The 16743-nt window shown below is 69.3% G+C and carries 15 protein-coding genes; 7 read left to right on the forward strand and 8 right to left on the reverse strand.

All coding sequences use genetic code 11. The features are described from left to right. The first annotated feature begins 270 nt into the window (after nucleotides 1–270). Nucleotides 271–579 carry a hypothetical protein gene (locus B0293_RS06780; protein ID WP_245191817.1) on the forward strand — a complete coding sequence of 103 codons (309 nt, stop codon included), beginning with the start codon at nucleotides 271–273 and terminating at the stop codon, nucleotides 577–579. Here the strand turns inward: B0293_RS06780 and B0293_RS06785 are convergent. The 5 genes from B0293_RS06785 to ald all read right to left on the reverse strand — a co-directional run bounded on the left by B0293_RS06785 (nucleotide 576) and on the right by ald (nucleotide 9095). Next, nucleotides 576–1145 carry a DUF4291 domain-containing protein gene (locus B0293_RS06785; RefSeq protein ID WP_005150677.1) on the reverse strand — a complete coding sequence of 190 codons (570 nt, stop codon included), beginning with the start codon at nucleotides 1143–1145 and terminating at the stop codon, nucleotides 576–578. The genes B0293_RS06780 and B0293_RS06785 overlap by 4 nt on opposite strands. Nucleotides 1146–1381: 236 nt before the next feature. Next, the gene (locus tag B0293_RS06790) at nucleotides 1382–5104 is read right to left on the reverse strand and encodes an ABC transporter ATP-binding protein (RefSeq protein WP_085939574.1); all 3723 of its coding nucleotides are present in this window, start codon (nucleotides 5102–5104) and stop codon (nucleotides 1382–1384) included. Nucleotides 5105–5229: 125 nt separating this feature from the next. Further along, the gene (locus B0293_RS06795; protein WP_005150670.1) at nucleotides 5230–6114 is read right to left on the reverse strand and encodes an ABC-2 transporter permease; all 885 of its coding nucleotides are present in this window, start codon (nucleotides 6112–6114) and stop codon (nucleotides 5230–5232) included. Further along, entirely contained in the window at nucleotides 6114–7307 is a 1194-nt protein-coding gene (locus tag B0293_RS06800) for an ABC transporter ATP-binding protein (protein WP_005150668.1), read from the reverse strand. Before B0293_RS06800 ends, B0293_RS06795 begins: the two co-directional genes overlap by 1 nt. Nucleotides 7308–7979: 672 nt before the next feature. Then, complete coding sequence (ald, locus tag B0293_RS06805) at nucleotides 7980–9095, reverse strand: alanine dehydrogenase (protein WP_039915265.1); 1116 nt, start codon at nucleotides 9093–9095, stop codon at nucleotides 7980–7982. 164 nt (nucleotides 9096–9259) lie between these two features. Here ald and B0293_RS06810 point away from each other — a divergent pair, with 164 nt between their 5' ends. The 3 genes from B0293_RS06810 (at nucleotide 9260) to B0293_RS06820 (ending at nucleotide 10965) form a co-directional block, all read left to right on the forward strand. Continuing rightward, nucleotides 9260–10201 carry a zinc-binding dehydrogenase gene (locus B0293_RS06810; protein ID WP_039915262.1) on the forward strand — a complete coding sequence of 314 codons (942 nt, stop codon included), beginning with the start codon at nucleotides 9260–9262 and terminating at the stop codon, nucleotides 10199–10201. Continuing rightward, entirely contained in the window at nucleotides 10201–10620 is a 420-nt protein-coding gene (locus tag B0293_RS06815) for a pyridoxamine 5'-phosphate oxidase family protein (RefSeq protein ID WP_005150662.1), read from the forward strand. Before B0293_RS06810 ends, B0293_RS06815 begins: the two co-directional genes overlap by 1 nt. A gap of 117 nt (nucleotides 10621–10737) precedes the next feature. Continuing rightward, a complete protein-coding gene (locus B0293_RS06820) occupies nucleotides 10738–10965 on the forward strand; it encodes a hypothetical protein (RefSeq protein WP_005150660.1) in 228 nt (75 codons plus the stop codon). 128 nt (nucleotides 10966–11093) lie between these two features. Here the strand turns inward: B0293_RS06820 and B0293_RS06825 are convergent, their stop codons facing one another. The 3 genes from B0293_RS06825 to B0293_RS06835 form a co-directional block, all read right to left on the reverse strand. Beyond that, on the reverse strand, nucleotides 11094–12647 hold the full coding sequence (locus B0293_RS06825; protein ID WP_005150657.1) for a PucR family transcriptional regulator: 1554 nt from the start codon (nucleotides 12645–12647) through the stop codon (nucleotides 11094–11096). A gap of 190 nt (nucleotides 12648–12837) precedes the next feature. Then, a complete protein-coding gene (locus tag B0293_RS06830; RefSeq protein ID WP_005150655.1) occupies nucleotides 12838–13275 on the reverse strand; it encodes a VOC family protein in 438 nt (145 codons plus the stop codon). Next, nucleotides 13272–13631, reverse strand: a complete 360-nt coding sequence (locus tag B0293_RS06835; protein ID WP_005150653.1) for a PadR family transcriptional regulator — start codon at nucleotides 13629–13631, stop codon at nucleotides 13272–13274. Before B0293_RS06835 ends, B0293_RS06830 begins: the two co-directional genes overlap by 4 nt. A 57-nt stretch (nucleotides 13632–13688) precedes the next feature. Here B0293_RS06835 and B0293_RS06840 point away from each other — a divergent pair, with 57 nt between their 5' ends. The 3 genes from B0293_RS06840 to metX all read left to right on the forward strand — a co-directional run bounded on the left by B0293_RS06840 (nucleotide 13689) and on the right by metX (nucleotide 16586). Next, nucleotides 13689–14087: a glyoxalase superfamily protein gene (locus B0293_RS06840; protein WP_039915256.1), complete on the forward strand. Its 399-nt coding sequence runs from the start codon at nucleotides 13689–13691 to the stop codon at nucleotides 14085–14087. Between the two features lie 79 nt (nucleotides 14088–14166). Further along, nucleotides 14167–15468 carry a bifunctional o-acetylhomoserine/o-acetylserine sulfhydrylase gene (locus tag B0293_RS06845; protein ID WP_005150649.1) on the forward strand — a complete coding sequence of 434 codons (1302 nt, stop codon included), beginning with the start codon at nucleotides 14167–14169 and terminating at the stop codon, nucleotides 15466–15468. Continuing rightward, nucleotides 15465–16586 carry a homoserine O-acetyltransferase MetX gene (metX, locus tag B0293_RS06850; protein WP_005150647.1) on the forward strand — a complete coding sequence of 374 codons (1122 nt, stop codon included), beginning with the start codon at nucleotides 15465–15467 and terminating at the stop codon, nucleotides 16584–16586. Before B0293_RS06845 ends, metX begins: the two co-directional genes overlap by 4 nt. Nucleotides 16587–16743: the final 157 nt, after the last annotated feature.

The raw sequence follows: 16743 nt of genomic DNA on the forward strand, positions 1-16743 counted from the left end.
CTAACCCCCTCGGTGGCGGCCGTGTGATGGAACTGGCCTGTGTGAGGCGTGGCGCACTAGGTGATGGGTCACTGTCTCGATCAAGAGATCGAAACCAAAGCACCCCGCCGACCACGCTTCGGCCGTTCGGGGGAGCAGGGGACCTTTGCTGTCGTTTCGCCGTCTGTGCAGGTCAGGTCACTGATTGGTCGGTAAAGGTTGGCTGGGTGGTCGTGCCCGGACAGCCTGGAGTTCACGTCGGCGGGTTTTGCTGGGTGGAGGATGCGGCCGGTGTCGTGCCGGCCGCCGATCGCCGCGAGGTGGTGGCAGCCGATGTGGCTGGACGAGTGTCCGTCGTTCTGGGACGAGGGGCGCGTGCGCCCGTTGGTCACCGAGTCCGGCAAGGTCGTCCTGATGTGCGACTCGTGCTCGGCGGTCTGGCCGACGCTCGACGACTTCAAGGAGATGGAGCACGTCGAGCCCTACGAGCCGGACTGGGCGGTGACGGCCGGGGTGCACGTCCGGCCCGGGACCTTCCGGTGGGCCTCGGAGCGGGATCTCGAGGTCGCCGGGATGAGCGGCCTCAAGTGGCGGCCTTAGCCCGGGTACGGGCGCTCCGCGGGTAGCAGCGCTTCGGCGTCTTCGATGCGGTTCGCCGCGACCAGGGCGCCGATCTCGCGCATGACCGGGGTGACGTCGGTGACCGCCGTGATCCATTTGTCGACATAGCGATCGACGGCCTCGCCGCTCAGGCCCATCTGGAGCGAACGGTGCTTCAGCGCGCCGAGCCGGATGCCGCGTTCCGGATCCCACTGGATGCGAACCGGACTGGTCTTGACCTCCAGCCGCCACGCCTTCTGGTCGGCGTGGACGCCCCTGTCGTAGTGGCTGAGCGCCGCGTGCTCGAGCGCCCAGGCGAAACCTTCGCGAGTGATGTCGAGGGCGAGCACGCGCTCTTGACCGGGTTTCGCGGCCCAGCCGCAGCGGTACGCCATCCAGAGGAAGGACGGCTTGATCCAGGTCATGCGTTCGCGTTTGAACGGCGGTACGAACGTGCCCGCCTTCAGTGCGGCGTCGGCGATGGACGGCGAATACGCCTGATAGACGCGGATCGTGGTTTCGGTGTGGACGGCGCGGATCTGCCGCGCCGGGATCTCTTCTTTCATTTCCCGTACAGCGTGACAGGTCCGGGTGTTCGCGCGCGACCGTAATTCCCTTGCCCGCCAGGGCATGTGCTCGGCGGCGGAGGCTCGGACGGCGTTGCGAAAGCCACTTTCGCAACGTTGAAGGTTGCGAAAGTGGCTTTCGCAACGCTTTCGGGAGCTGCGTGCTGGTGAGCGTCGGTGCGGGTGGTCGTGAGTGGAAAGTGTCGTTAGAACGACCCAAAACACTCACGACCCGCTCAGCCCAGGGACCACAGGCGCGCGTAGTGGCCATCGGCGGCGACCAGTTCCGCGTGGGTGCCCTGTTCGATGATCCGGCCGTGGTCCAGCACCACGATCCGGTCCGCCTTGGCGGCGGTGGCGAGCCGGTGCGCGACCACGAAGGTCGTGCGGCGCCGCGCGAGTTGTTCCGTCGCGCGCAGGACGGCGGCTTCGGTGGACGGGTCCAGCGCCGCCGTCGCCTCGTCGAGCAGGAGGACGTCCGGATCCACGAGTTCGGCGCGGGCGAGGGCGACGAGTTGCCGCTGCCCGGCCGAAAGCGACCGTCCGCGTTCACCGACGGGCTGGTGGAAACCGGCGGGAAGCGCGGCGACACCGTCGAGCGCGCCGACCGATCGGACCGCCTCTTCGACCTCCGCGTCCGTCGCGGAAGGCTTGCCGTAGCGCACATTGTCCGCGACGGTCCCCGAGAACAGATGCGCTTCCTGGGGTACCACGCCCATCCGGGTGCGCAGGGCGGCCAGGTCGTATTCGCGGATGTCGGTGCCGTCGATCCGGACCATGCCGCCCGTCGCGTCGTAAAAGCGCGCGACGAGCTTCACCGCCGTCGATTTCCCGGCGCCCGTCGCCCCGACCAACGCGACGGTCTCCCCGGGTGCGACGTCGAGTGAAAGCTGCGACAAAGCGGGCTCGTCCGTTGCGATGTAAGCGAAATCGACGTCCTTGAAGGAGACCTCGCCCCGCAGCCGCTCCGGGACCGCGACCGGTTTCTCCGCCTGTGGAACGGAAGTCGGTGTGCGCAGGAGATCACCGATGCGCGTCAGGCCGACCCGTGCCTGCTGGTAGCCGTCGAACACCGAGGACAACTGCTGGATCGGCGAGAAGAACTGACCCAGGTACAACAGGAACGCCACCAGCACACCGGCCGACAGCGTGCCCGCCGCGACCCGGTTCGCGCCGACGATCAGCACTACGACCTCGGCGAGTCCGGAAAGCATTGCTGCGAAAGGGAAGTACGTCGCGACGAGACGTTGGGCGCGAAGCCTCGACCGCCGGTATTCGTCGCTTCGGGACGCGAACTTCTCCGCCGTGCGCTCCTCGCGCGTGTACGCCTGCGCGACCCGCAGCCCGTTCACGTTCTCCTGCATGTCCGCGTTCACGACGCTGACCCGTTCCCGGGCTTCGGTGTACGCCTTGGACGAAGCCCGGCGGAAGATCACCGTCGCGACGACGAGGATCGGCAGCACCGCGAGCGCGTACGCCGCCAGCCCGATGTCGGTGATCATCAACGCGGCCGCGATCCCGACCAGGGTCAGCGCGCTCACGACGGCTTGGGCGACGCCGGTCTGCAGGAACGTCGAGAGCGCGTCGACGTCGGTCGTCATCCGGGTCATGATCTTCCCGGACAGTTCGCGTTCGTAGAAGTCGAGCCCGAGCCGTTGCAGATGGGCGTAACTGCGGACGCGCAGCGAATACAGCACCGTCTCGCCGACCCGCGCCGTCATCCTGGTCTGGAGGTAGACCACCAGCCAGTCCGCGAGGATCACCAGCGCGCCGATCGCGGCGGCCAGCCAGATCACCGCCTCCGCTCCGGCGCGCACGCCGTTGTCGATGCCGTGCTGGTACAGCGCGGGCATCGCGATGGTGGCCAGCGCGTCCGCCGCGACCAGGCCGATCACCACGGCGAGCGGGCCGCGTACCGGTTTCAGCAGGCGGCCGAGGCGGAACTTCGGTTCGGGTGCGGTGACATCGGTGCCAGGCAGGTGCGGGACGTCCGTCGCGGGCGGCAGTTTCCGGACGCCTTCGATGAGTTCCTCGCTCGGCGGCAGGTTGACGTCCCACTCGCCGCCGGTGCCCTTCCGCTCGCCCGCCAGTTCGTCGGCCTTGTCCTGCTCCGGCCACAGGGCCGGGGTGATCCCGGCGGGACCGCAGTCGAGACCTTCACAGCGATGCGGTTCCTCGACGTCGTCACCCGGTCCCGCGACGAGTTCGCGGAACAGCGCGCAGCGCGCCAGCAGCTCTTCCTCGGTGCCGACGTCGACGACGCGTCCCTTGTCCAGCACGGCGATCCGGTCGGCGAGGGCGAGGGTGGAGCGGCGGTGCGCGATCAGCAGGGTCGTCCGGCTCGCGGTGACCGAGCGCAGCGTGTCGTGGATCGCCGCCTCGGTGACCGTGTCGATGGCTGACGTCGCGTCGTCGAGGACCAGCACGCGCGGATCGGTCATCAGCGCCCTGGCCAGGCCGAGCCGCTGCCGCTGGCCGCCCGACAACGTGAGGCCGCGCTCGCCGACGAGCGTGTCGTAGCCCTCGGGGAGCCGCTGGATGAACTCGTCCGCCTCCGCCGCCCGCGCGGCCGCGCGGATCTCCTCGTCGCTCGCGTCGGGCCTGCCGTACGCGATGTTGTCGCGCACCGACGAGGAGAAGAGGAAGGCCTCTTCGAAGACCACGCCGATCGCGCTGCGCAGGTCGTGCTGCCGGACGTCGCGGACGTCGAGGTCGCCGACCTGGACCGAACCGCTGTGCACGTCGTAGAACCGGGGCAGCAGCAAGGAGATCGTCGACTTGCCCGAACCGGCCGTGCCGACCAGCGCGAGGGTTTCACCCGGCCGGGCCTCCAGGGTGAGCCCGTCCAGCACGGGATCCGACCGCGTGTAGCCGAAGGAGACATCCTCCAGCCGGACGCCGAGCGGGCCTTCGGGCAGCGGACGCGCGTCCGGGCTGTCGACGACGTCCGGCTGCGCGTCGATCAGTTCGTTGACCCGTTCCGCGCCCGCCCTGGTCAGCTGGGCCTGGACGACGAGGCTGGAGATCATCCTCGCCGGGCCGATCAGGATGGAGAGGTAAGTCGCGAAGGCCAGGAAGGTGCCGAGGCTGACTTCGCCGTTCAGCGCCAGGACGCCGCCGACGGCCAGCACCGCGACCTGACCCGCCGCGGGCAGCGCCGCCGTCGTGGCCGTGGGCAAGGCGGACAGCCGCGCCGCGCGCATACGTTCGGCGAAGAGCTTCTTCGCCGTCTTCTCCAGCTTCGCGACTTCGCGCGCTTCCTGGCCGAAGCCCTTCACGACACGTACGCCGGTGACGGTCTCTTCGACCTGCTGCGCGACGTCGGCCGCGCGCTGCTGGGCCGCCCAGGTCGCGGGGAAGAGCCGCTTCCGGCTCACCGCCATGATGATCGCGATCGCCGGGGCGACCACCATCGCGATCAGGGTCAGTGTCGGCGACATCCACAGCATCGCGCCGAGCGACAGCAGTGCGAAGATCACCGAACCCGCCGAGAGCGGCACCTGCATCAAGACCGACGTGACCAGCTGGAGGTCCGAGATCGCGCGGGAGGCGACCTGCCCGGTGCGCAGCGCGTCCTGCTTGCCGCCGTCGAGCCGGGAGACCGCGTTGAACACCTGGCGGCGCAGATCGTGCTGGACGTCGAGCGCCAGCCGACCGCCGACGTACCGGCGGGCGAACGCGTTGCCGAAGGTCAGCACCTGCAGCACCGCCATCACGGCGGCGAGCAGGCCGAGGTTCGAGGTGTCGCCGGCGACCGCGCTGTCGAGCGCTTCCCGGATCAGCAGCGGCCCGGCGGCCTGCAGCCCGACGCCGATGATCGCCGCGCCCAGGGACAGCACGACCAGCCACGGATGTTTCCAGCACGAAGCGGCCAGGCGGCGGATCCAGCCTCCGGTGGGGACGGGGGCCGTCTCACGAGCCGGACTGGCTTGACGCGGACGAGGTGGAGCAGTAGTCACCCCGCCAGCCTAAGCCGCCCCACCGACATGATCGGCCGGTTCGCGGAGGGCCGAATGCGCTGAAAGGCCCCTTCACCGCAAAACCTGTGGTGAAGGGGCCTTTCAGCGCACGTGTGTGTGGAGGCTTACGTGATGTCTTTCTTTTGGTTCACGGCCCAGCCGGCGAGGAAGAAGATCATCGTCCAGCCGAAGAAGATGAGCGCCGAGGCCCACCACGAGAACGCGCCGGGCGCACCCGCCGCGTACTGCAGCGCCCACGCCGTCTCGTCCTGGAGACCGGGCACCTTCACGCCGGCGGCGCCGAACGCCTCCGCGCCGATGGCGCCCACGATGCCGTTGACCGTGCCGTTCGGCAGGACCCCGCCCAGCCACGTGATGTCCGCGGCGCCGAACATGACGAACACCAGGACGTTCTCGACGACGAGCATCCAGATGGTCAGCGTGATGATGCTGCCGACCACGCTGCGCCAGACCGCGCCGACACCGATGCCGAACAGGGTCGCCAGGATCGTCGCGAGAACACCCGCGCCCAGCACGCCCAGCCACTGGCCCGCCGTCGGCAGCCGCTGGCTGTCGACCGTGATCACGGTGCCGAGGCTCGCCGCGCCCACGATGATGACGCCGTAGATGGCGCCCCACGCGATGTAGGTGATCATCTTCGCGCTCAGCGCCGAAACCCGGTTCGGGGCCGTGAGGAACGTCGTGGTGATCGTCTTCTTCGTGTACTCGCCGGCGAGGGCGAAGACACCGAAGATGATCGGGATCATCGTGCCGATGTTGATGCCGTGCCCCAGCGCGAGCAGGCCGACGGGCAGTTCACCGGTCGAGATGCCGAGCGCCTCGGTCAGCTCACGGGTGTCCGAGCGGCCGAGGAAGTCACTGAAGTCGTTCGTGACCATGCCCCAGAACAGGGCGAACGCGAACGCGAAGACCACCGCGGGGATCATCAGTGCCCACCATGCTTTGAGGGTGAGCGTCTTGCGGAACTCCGCCTTGATCAGGTTGCCCATCAGCCCTGGCCTCCCCAGCCCTCGTTCTGGCCCTGCTGCTGCGGCGCCTGCTGCTGAGGCGGCGCCTGCTGGTACTGCTGCTGTTGCTGCGGGGGCTGACCCTGCTGCTGGTACTGCTGCTGCGGCGCGAAACCGGGAGCCGGGGTGTTCGGCGGCGCGAATCCGGGCGGCGGCGTCTGCGGCGCGTACCCGGGCGGCGCCTGATACCCGGGCGGCGGACCCTGATAACCCGGAGGCGGCCCCTGGTAGCCCGGCGGCGGCCCCTGCTGGAACCCGGGCTGCGGCGCGGCGTACTGGCCCTGCGTCAGCTGGAAGAACATCCGCTCCAGATCCGCGGTCTCCTCCTGCATGCCGTAGACCGCGATGTTCGCCTTCGCCGAGATGTCACCGATCTGCTGCACCGTCGCACCGGATACCGCGACCCGGCCGTCCGGCATCGGCGAGACCTGCGTGATGCCTGCCTCCTGCAACGCGGCCACGAGACCGTTCGCGTCCGCGGACTGCACCAGCACCCGCGACTGGTTGCTCTTGCGCAACTGATCCAGCGAGCCGTTGTACCGCGTCATGCCCTGGCTGATGATCACGACCTGGTCGATCGTCTGCTCCACCTCGTTCAGGAGGTGGCTCGAGACCAGCACCGTGCGCCCCTCACGCGCGTACGCGCGCAGGAAGTTCCGAAGCCACAGGATGCCTTCGGGGTCGAGCCCGTTCGTCGGCTCGTCCAGCACCAGCACCTGCGGATTCCCCAGCAACGCCGTCGCCAGCGCCAGCCGCTGCCGCATACCGAGCGAGAACCCGCCCGCCTTGCGGTCCGCCGCCGACGAAAGGCCGACCAGGCCCAGCACCTCGTCCACCCGCTGATCCGGCATCCCGATCGCCGCCGAGTACACGCGCAGGTGATTCCGCGCCGTGCGCCCCGGGTGGAAGCCCTCGTTCTCCAGCACCGAACCGACGACCCGCGCCGGATTCCCCAGCTGGTCGTGCGGGCGCCCGTTGATGGTCGCCGTGCCGTTCGTGGGCGTCACCAGACCGAGCAGCATCCGGAGAGTCGTCGTCTTCCCGGCACCGTTGGGCCCCAGGAAGCCGGTCACCGAACCGGGCTCCACCGTGAAGCTCAGATTCTGGACCGCGTTGACCGCACCGAACTGCTTGCTCAGGTTCTGCACCGCGATGCGGCCACTGCCGTCGTGCATACCGTCCCCTTTTGTTGACGAAGGCCGATCACGCGACATCCTGCCTCACCGGGTGAGTCCGCACCCGCGGAAGGGGGCAATCCGCCGAAAGCGACCTTCGTCACGTTCGATGTGGTGACGATGCCGCCCCGCAGCGCACCCGGAACTGGTCCGAATGGCCGCTGACTACCGGATATACGACCTAGAGCGCGGAAAATCACCGACTGTGGCGAAGGTCTGTGAAGAAGTAATTCGGAAGACATGGCAACCCCATGCAGCGCGGCGGCGACTTATTACCTACGATGTAGGAGGCGGCCCGCTCCCAATGACCCCCAGGTTGGTTGAGCGGGCCGCCCTCAGCCCTCTTCCCTCACCTTGGTCGGCGCTTCGCGCCTTCCCTCGGTGAGGGCTTCGTCGTATCACCCGGGGGGCCGAGCCCCCCGGACCCCCGCGGTGCGTGAAGCTGCGGTTCGCGAGTGGGTCGGCCGACGGCGCGGGGCGCCGTGGCCTGGTGAGGGTCCGGCGTGGAGGCTCCTAAGTACGTGAAGGCCCCCTTCCCTCGGCTCAGTCGAGGGAAGGGGGCCTTCATGTACTTAGGAGCGAGGGACCTTTGCTCACTGGGGCGGCAAAGGTCCCTCGCGTGGGAGAAGTGGCTCAGGGTGGAGCGGGCGAAGCCGGAGTGGAGCGGGTGGGTCAGGCGAGGACGGCGGCCAGGTCCGTGGAGGGCAGGCCGTGCGCGGCGGCGACGGGGGCGTTGGTCAGGGCACCCGCGTGGGTGTTGAGGCCCTTCGCCAGCGAAGCGTCCGCCTGCAGCGCCTTCTTCCAGCCGTGGTCCGCCAGTTGGACGGCGTACGGCAGCGTCACGTTCGTCAGCCCGTAGGTCGACGTCCGCGGCACCGCGCCCGGCATGTTCGCGACGCAGTAGAACACCGAGTCGTGGACCTGGTAGGTCGGCTCGTCGTGCGTGGTCGGCCGCGAGTCGGCGAAGCAGCCGCCCTGGTCGATCGCGATGTCCACCAGCACACTGCCCGGACGCATCCGCGAAACGAGGTCGTTCGAGACCAGCTTCGGCGCCTTCGCGCCGGGCACCAGCACGGCGCCGATGACCATGTCGGCCTCCAGCACGGACTGCTCGACCGACAGCGCGTTCGAGGTCACCGTGCGGATGCGGCCGCCGAAGTCGTTGTCGATCTGACGGAGCCGGTCGACGTTCGTGTCGAGGATCTCGACGTCCGAGCCGAGACCCAACGCGACCCGCGCCGCGTTCAGGCCGGCCACACCGCCACCGATCACGACGACGCGCGCCGGGTGGACACCGGGGATGCCACCGGGCAGCACACCGCGGCCACCGCTCGGCTTCATCAGGGAGTACGCGCCCACCTGCGGCGCCAGCCGCCCGGCGACCTCGGACATCGGCGCCAGCAGCGGCAGCGCGCGGTTCGGGGTCTGCACCGTCTCGTAGGCGATCGCGGTGGTGCCCGCGGCCAGCAGCGCGTCGGTCAGCGGACGGTCCGCGGCGATGTGCAGGTAGGTGAACAGCACCTGGTCGGCGCGCAGCCGCGGGTACTCCTCGGCGATCGGCTCCTTGACCTTGAGCACGAGCTCGCCCTCGGACCAGGTCTCCTCGGCGGTGGCGAGGATCTTCGCGCCCGCGGCGACGTACTCGTCGTCGGAGATGGACGAGCCGACGCCGGCACCGGTCTCGACGAAGACGTCGTGGCCGCGACCGGTCAGTTCGTGCACGCCCGCCGGGGTGAGCGCCACACGGTACTCATGCCTCTTGATCTCACGGGGGACGGCGATACGCACGGAATGCCTCCTGGCGGCGGGGTCTACGACAAGTGCTGCCACTCACGGTGATGTACCCGGACGGCGGTGTCATCGTGTGCCCGCGACAAGATTGAGAGCCGATCATGGTTTCGGCGGCACAATCGCTTGACCTCCAGTGGACTCGAGCTTGCACCTTGGGTCACATGAGAGCGGTGTGGTTGAAAGAGTTCGGCGGACCCGAAGTGCTCGTCGCCGGCGAGGCGCCCAATCCGGTCCCGGCGGCGGGCCAGGTCCTGGTCGAGGTGGCGTTCGCCAACATCACGTTCGTCGAGACGCAGTTCCGCGCCGGCGGGGGCGGGCCGTTCCGTGCCGAACCGCCGCTGATCCCCGGCAACGGCGTCGGCGGGGTGATCAGCGCGGTCGGCGAGGGGACCGATCTCGGCCTGGTCGGGAAGCGTGTCGTGACCTCGACCGGTGGCTCAGGGGCGTACGCGGAACGGGTCGCTGTCGCCGCCGAGTCCGTCTTCGAGGTGCCGGACGGCCTGGCCCTCGACGCGGCGGTGGCGATCCTCGCCGACGGCCGCACGGCGACGGCGCTGGTGACGGCGGCGGGCATCCGGCCCGGGGAACGCGTACTGGTCGAGGCTGCGGCGGGTGGTGTCGGCGGGCTGATCGTCCAGCTCGCCAAGGCCGCGGGCGCCGAGGTCGTCGGCGTGGCGGGTGGCCCGGCGAAGGTCGAGCACGTCCGGGAGCACGGGGCCGATCTGGCGGTCGACTACCGCGAACCGGACTGGGCGGCGAAGGCGGGCGAGGTCGACGTCGTGTTCGACGGGGTCGGCGGCGAGATCGGGACGACGTCGTTCGGTCTCCTCCGGCCGGGTGGCCGGATGCTGATCTTCGGGCTGTCGAGTGGTTCGTGGACGGAGGTGTCCGAAGAGGACGCCGCCGCGCGCGGGGTCACGGTGATCCGGGACCTCGGCGGACCGGCCGAGATGCGCGCGTTCACCGAGTCCGCGCTCGCCGAAGCCGCCGCCGGACGGCTGGAACCCGTGATCGGCCAGCGGTTCCCGCTCGACCGGGCGGCGGACGCGCACGCGGTCATGCAGTCGCGCGGCGCGATCGGCAAGACGGTGCTCGAGATCTGATGTTCGACGTCGACGAATTCCTCGCCGGTCCGCTGACCGCCCGGGTCGCCACAACCGGGCCGACCGTGCGCCCGACCTGGTACCTCTGGGAGGACAGGGCCTTCTGGATCCTCACCGGACCGTGGGCGAAGCTGGCCGGTCTCGTCCGCGAGTCGCCGTCGATCGCGGTGACGGTCGACGTCTGTGACGTCGGCACCGGGACGGTGCGCCAGGTGCTCGCGCGCGGCGACGCGGAGGTGCTGCCGTTCGACGTCCCACGTGGACGGCGGCTGCTGAGCAGGTATCTCGGGTCCGGCGAGGACAAATGGGATGCGCGTTTTCTTTCTTACCTGCACGATGATCCGGAGAGCAAAGGGACGGTCTGGGTCCGGATGGTCCCGAAGCGATTCGTCGCCGACGACCTCGGTTATCGGGTATGACGCACGGCCGCGTTCGCCGGGGGTGGACGCGGCCGTGCAACCTGCGGATCGGGAAATGCAGCACGATCGAGTCAAGATGTTGATCTTACTGGCCGGTAAGCTGCCATTCTGTTCCGCATGACAAATCAGGATTGGCGGCGGGAGCGGCGTGTCCGCACCGTCGACACCGAAGGCAATCCGGCCGATGTCGTCGTCGGCCTGGTCGAAACCCCTGGACACGGCTACGAAGCCGCACTTCGGGTCGACGGTGGCCCCGGTGTTCTTTTGCCGCTTTACCCCGGTGCGGATCTGCTCGCCGCGGTACGGCAGACCATTGAGGACGGATATCGCGCCAGCGCACACTAATCTGTCACATGTCAGGAAAGGGTCTTTCGCGCCGGTTACTGGTCCCGAAAGACCCTTTCCTGACGTCTGCGCACAGTTCTGTCGCGCTACAAAGTGTTCATCAAGGAACAGTTTCTCGTGGAATGCCGTCAGCTCCAGCGCAGGGAAACGAGTTGCGTGATCAGTGCCAGCCGGACGTCGGGATCGTCGAGATCCAGCGGGACGAGATCGAGCAGCCGTCGCATGCGATATCTCAAGGTGTTGGGATGGATCCGAAGCTCTTTCGCGGCCGCGCGCGGGTCGCCGGGATGCCTCAGCCATTGGTAGAGCGTGTCGACGTAGCCGCTCTCGTGGGCTTCGTCGTGCGCGCGCAGCAAGCCGAGCGGTCCCAGTTCGGCCACCTTCGCGGTACTCGCCGCCGTCGCTCCGCGGTGCAGCGAAAGCGCCGTCCACGCCTCGTCGAAGACCACGACGCGGCCAGGCACGAGCTTCGCGCGAAGGAGGCCCAGTGCCTCGTCGGCCTGAGCCCGCGACGTCGCGAGCTCACCGATTTCGCAGGCCGAACCCGCCGCCGCCCGCGGCGTCCCGCCCTTCCTCGACGAGGGCAGGGCTTCGAGCGCGGCCCGGAGTTCGTGCCAGCCGTCGCCGTCCGGCACGACGGCGTAGAGCACGCCGCCGAGTTCGGTGGCCACCGGCCGCCTGCCGACACCCTGTGAGATCCGTTCGAGAAGGGCGAGCCGCAGCCCCTCGTCGTCGCGGCCGTCGCCGCCGGAGACCTCGATGACGACGACGCGGTGCGGCTCCTCGGACAGGTCCAGTTCCGCGATCGCCTTGCGCGGGCTGGCTTTTCCTTCGAGCACGGCGCGCAGGAGCTCGGCCGAGACCCGGCGCTGGGAATCGGTGTGCGCGCGGCGGCGCAGCAGATGCAGCGCGACGACGGGCGCCGCGTCGGCGAACGCGGCGGCGCGTTCGTCGGAGACCGGGCCCGCGACGACCGCCCACATCGATCCCAGCAACTCGCCGCCCATCCGGATCGGCACGATGAGCCGGGGCAGCGTGCCGTCGCGCTGCGCGGGCACGAAGATCGTCTGCCGTCCACGGGAAAGCTCGCGGAACACGCCTCGTGACCGGAACCGCGCGAGCACGTCGTCGGGGATGCGGCGGCCCATGATCGTGGACACGCGTGCCGAGTCGGTCAGGTCCTGCCGGGCCGAGTAGGCGAGCACCCGCGAGTTGGTGTCCTCGATCGTCACCGGCGCGTCGACCACCGAAGCGACGGCGTCCGCGAGCCGGAACAGGTCGCCGGAACCGGGGCCGCCACCGTCCTCCAGCGCGTCCGACTCGTCGGCCAGCGCGTCGAGGACCGTCCTGAGCAGCCAGACGAGCTGGGCCCACGACGTCGCCGAGCGCACTTCGATCAACGCGATGTCCGCCGACTTCGCCGCCCGCTTCACCGAAGGTTTCGCCGCGAGCGGCGGCTTCAGCAGCACCGCGGCGGCGCCTTTGGCCGCGCTCTGCTTCACGAGCTCCGCGGCTTCGGGCGTTTCGGTGATCGCGACGCCGAGGACGAGGTCACCCGCGGCGAGGGTGTTGCCGGGTTCGGCGATGACGACGTCGCCGACGGCGGGGGACTCCTCGGGGATCTGAAGGGCGTGCAGCAGTGTCGGGCCGACCCTGTCGACGACACTGCGTACCGAAACCATGCCCTATTTTGCGCCCGCTGACGAAAACACGCCGAAGGGGCCGTAGCGAAGATCGCTCACTCAGGGCGTCGAGGTGCCCCTTCATCGCGTTTTCGTGGGCCTCCGGCCCAAAAGAGGCGGGCGCGGTGAAGTCTCCTCATCGCGCTGACGCGCTGCCCGAGGAGACGTCCGCCGGTCACGTGGGCACACGTCAGACCTCGGGCGGTGTCCTCGCGTCGATGTCTTCGGGCGTGAACCGCTCCCGTTTCGTCGTCAGTGCCCAGCGATGCCCGTCGGGATCGACGATCCGGCCGTAACGCTCACCGAAGAACATCTCCTCGACCGGCGCCTCCACCCGCGCTCCCGCGAACACCGCGCGCCGCACGAGGTCGTCCGGGTCCTCGGTCTCCAAGGTCAGCAGCATCGGTGTACCGCCGAGGGTCGACGGCGCGAGCGCGTCGAGCTGCGGGATCTCCTGGCTCACCAGCAGCCGCGCGTCGCCGACGGCGAGCTCGACGAACAGCACGACCCCGTTCGGCAACACGTTGCGGAACAGCTCCACGGCGCCGAACGCCTTGCCGTAGAAGAGAAGCGACGCGTCCACGTCCTTGACGAACAGATGCGGCGTCAGGCCGAGCGCCCGGTTCACGCCGACTCCGCCCGCTTCAGCAGCCCGGCCTGCCCGGCCACCGCGACGAGCCTGCTCAGGAACTCCGCCTCGCGGGCGGCCACTTCCCGGCCGGCCGGGGTCAGCCGGTAGTAGCGGCGGCGCGAGTCGTGCGGCTGGTCTTCGCTCTCGTCCTGGGCCTCTTCGACCAGGCCGTCGGCGACGAGCCGCGCGAGTGTCCGGTACAGCGTGCCGGGACCGAGCTGGGCGGCTCCACCGCTCACCGTGTCGACGAAACCCATGATCGCGTACCCGTGCGCGCGGCCGCCTCTGCCGTTCGCGAGCGCCAGCAGGGTCTGGAACGCCGCGGGGGTGAGCTGTGGGTTGCCGCCGGCCATGCGAGGAGCATACACTCCGATCTCGTTATATCCATTTTGGATACAAAGGAGCCGGAAGTGGCGATTAGAGGCGTGCACAAGATCGTCGTCGAGGTGAGCGATCAGGAGCGGGCGAAGAAGTTCTGGACCGAGGTCGTCGGATTCGAGGTCACCACCGACGCGCCGTACGGTGACGACGGGGGCCGATGGGTCGAGGTCACTTCAGCCGATGGGATGACGGCACTCGTCTTGAGCACCATGTCGGAGGACGCCAAGAACCCCGAGGTGCGCGACGAACTCCCGACGGCCAATTTCTTCTTCTACGCCGACGACATCGAGAAAACGTACGAAGAGCTCTCGTCGAAGGGGGTCGAGTTCCCGGCCCGCCCGGAGAAGCAGCCGTGGGGCTGGTGGGCGATGTTCACCGATTCGGAGGGCAACCGGTTCGCCCTTTCGGAGCGGAATCCCACCTCCTGAGAGCGGTTGGGTGCTCCGTTCGGCGGAGCTAGCTTCGGTGGCAACAGCCGAAACCCCTTGAACCGCTAGGAGAATCGCGATGAGCGCGGACGGATGGTCGTTCGAGACCAAGCAGATCCACGCGGGTGCGGCCCCCGACACCGCCACCGGCGCGCGGGCGACCCCGATCTACCAGACCACCTCGTACGTCTTCCGCGACACCCAGCACGGCGCCGACCTGTTCAGCCTCGCCGAGCCGGGCAACATCTACACCCGGATCAACAACCCCACACAGGACGTGCTGGAGCAGCGGCTCGCCGCGCTCGAGGGCGGTGTCGCGGCGCTGGCGTTCGCCTCCGGGACCGCGGCGACGACGGCGGCCATCCTCAACATCGCGAACTCGGGTGACCACTTCGTCTCCAGCCCGTCGCTCTACGGCGGCACCTACAACCTCTTCCACTACACGCTGCCGAAGCTCGGCATCGAGGTCTCGTTCGTCGAGGACCAGGACGACATCGAGCAGTGGAAGGCCGCGGTCCGGCCCAACACCAAGCTGTTCTTCGCCGAGACGCTGGCCAACCCGGGCAGCAACGTCCTCGACATCCGCAAGGTCGCCGACGCCGCGCACGAGGCCGGTGTCCCGCTGATCGTGGACAACACCGTGCCGACCCCGTACCTCGTCCGTCCGATCGAGCACGGCGCCGACGTCGTGGTCCACTCGGCGACCAAGTACCTCGGCGGGCACGGCACCACGGTCGCCGGTGTGCTGGTCGACGGCGGCACGTTCGACTTCGGCAAGGACCCGGCGCGGTTCCCGGGCTTCAACGAGGCCGACCCGAGCTACCACGGTCTCAAGTACTGGGAGGCCCTCGGGCCGGGCGCGTACGCGGCCAAGGCCCGCGTCCAGATCCTGCGCGACACCGGCGCCGCGATCGCGCCGTTGAACAGTTTCCTGATCCTGCAAGGGATCGAGACGCTGTCGCTGCGCCTGGAGCGGCACGTGTCCAACGCGCAGGCGCTGGCCGAATGGCTGGAGCAGCGTGACGAGGTCGAGAAGGTGTACTACGCCGGACTGCCGTCGAGCCCGTACCACGAGGCCGCGAAGAAGTACCTGCCGAAGGGTGCCGGCGCGGTGCTGTCGTTCGACCTGCGGGGCGGCGTCGAAGCCGGACGGGCCTTTGTGGACGGTACGGAACTGCACAGCCAGCTGGTCAACATCGGCGACGTGCGCAGCCTGATCGTGCACCCCGCCTCGACGACGCACAGCCAGCTGACGCCGGAGGAGCAACTCGCCAGCGGTGTCACGCCGGGTCTCGTGCGGCTCGCCGTCGGCCTGGAAGGGATCGAGGACCTCAAGGCCGACCTCGAGGCCGGATTCCGGGCGGCCAAGGCGGCTCTGTGACCCAGGCACTGGATCCCCCTCCCGCCACCGGTGCGTGGCGGGAGGGGGATCCGCCCGGCAGGCGCCGGTTCGTCACCGGCTTCCAGCCGCTCGAAACCGGGCGCGAACTCCCGTTCACGCTCGCCTACGAGACTTGGGGGACGCTGAATTCCGGCGCCACCAACGCGATCCTCGTCGAGCACGCCCTCACGGGGGACAGTCACGCCGTCGGACCGGCGGAGGAGGGCCACGTCAGCCCCGGCTGGTGGGACGGTCTGATCGGGCCGGGCAAGGCGATCGACACGGACGCTTTCTTCGTGGTGGTCCCGAACGTGCTCGGAGGCTGCCAGGGTTCGACCGGTCCGTCCTCGGCACATCCGGACGGAAGTCTTTGGGGCAGCAGGTTTCCCGCCGTGACGGTCCGGGATCAGGTCGGTGCCGAGGTCGTCCTCGCGGACGCGCTGGGCATCGGCCGGTGGGCGGCGGTGCTCGGCGGTTCGATGGGCGGGATGCGCGCGCTGGAATGGGCGGTGAGCGAGCCCGAGCGGGTCGCGGCGCTGCTCGTGCTGGCGTCGACGGCGCAGGCGTCGGCGGACCAGATCGCCTGGGCCGCGCCGCAACTGCACGCCATCCGGTCCGATCCGGGCTGGCACGGCGGCGACTACCACGACGTCCCCGGCGGCGGTCCACACGCCGGTCTCGGCATCGCCCGCCGCATCGCGCACGCGACCTATCGCAGCGAAGCCGAGCTGGCGCAACGCTTCGGCCGGCGTCACCAAGACGGCGAAGACCCGCTGCGCGGCGGCCGGTTCGCCGTCGAGTCCTATTTGGACCACCACGCCGGGAAGCTGTCCCGCCGGTTCGACGCCGGGAGCTACGTGGTGCTCACCGAGTCGATGAACACCCACGACGTCGGCCGCGGCCGGGGCGGCGTCGCGAACGCGCTCGGCCGGATCACCGCGCGTACGGTCGCCGCCGGGGTGGACAGTGACCGGCTCTACCCGCTGTACCAGTCGCGGGCGATCGCGGACGGGGTCGCCGGGGCCGAGTTCGCCGTCATCGGCTCGCCGTACGGGCACGACTCGTTCCTGATCGAGACCGAGCAGATCGCGAAGCTGGTCAGGTCGCTGCTGGGTTAGCCCCGCCGACCGCGCGGTGCGACATGCCGTTGTGAAAGCCGCTTTCGCAACGTTGAAGGTTGCGAAAGTAGCTTTCACAACGCGTTCCCGCCGGATCGCTTGCCCAGTCGCCGTCGCTCAGTGTCCCCAATGTCGCATTGGGGACACTGAGCGTCCC

It is taken from the genome of Amycolatopsis azurea DSM 43854 (assembly GCF_001995215.1).
GTDB classification, from domain to species: Bacteria; Actinomycetota; Actinomycetes; order Mycobacteriales; family Pseudonocardiaceae; genus Amycolatopsis; species Amycolatopsis azurea.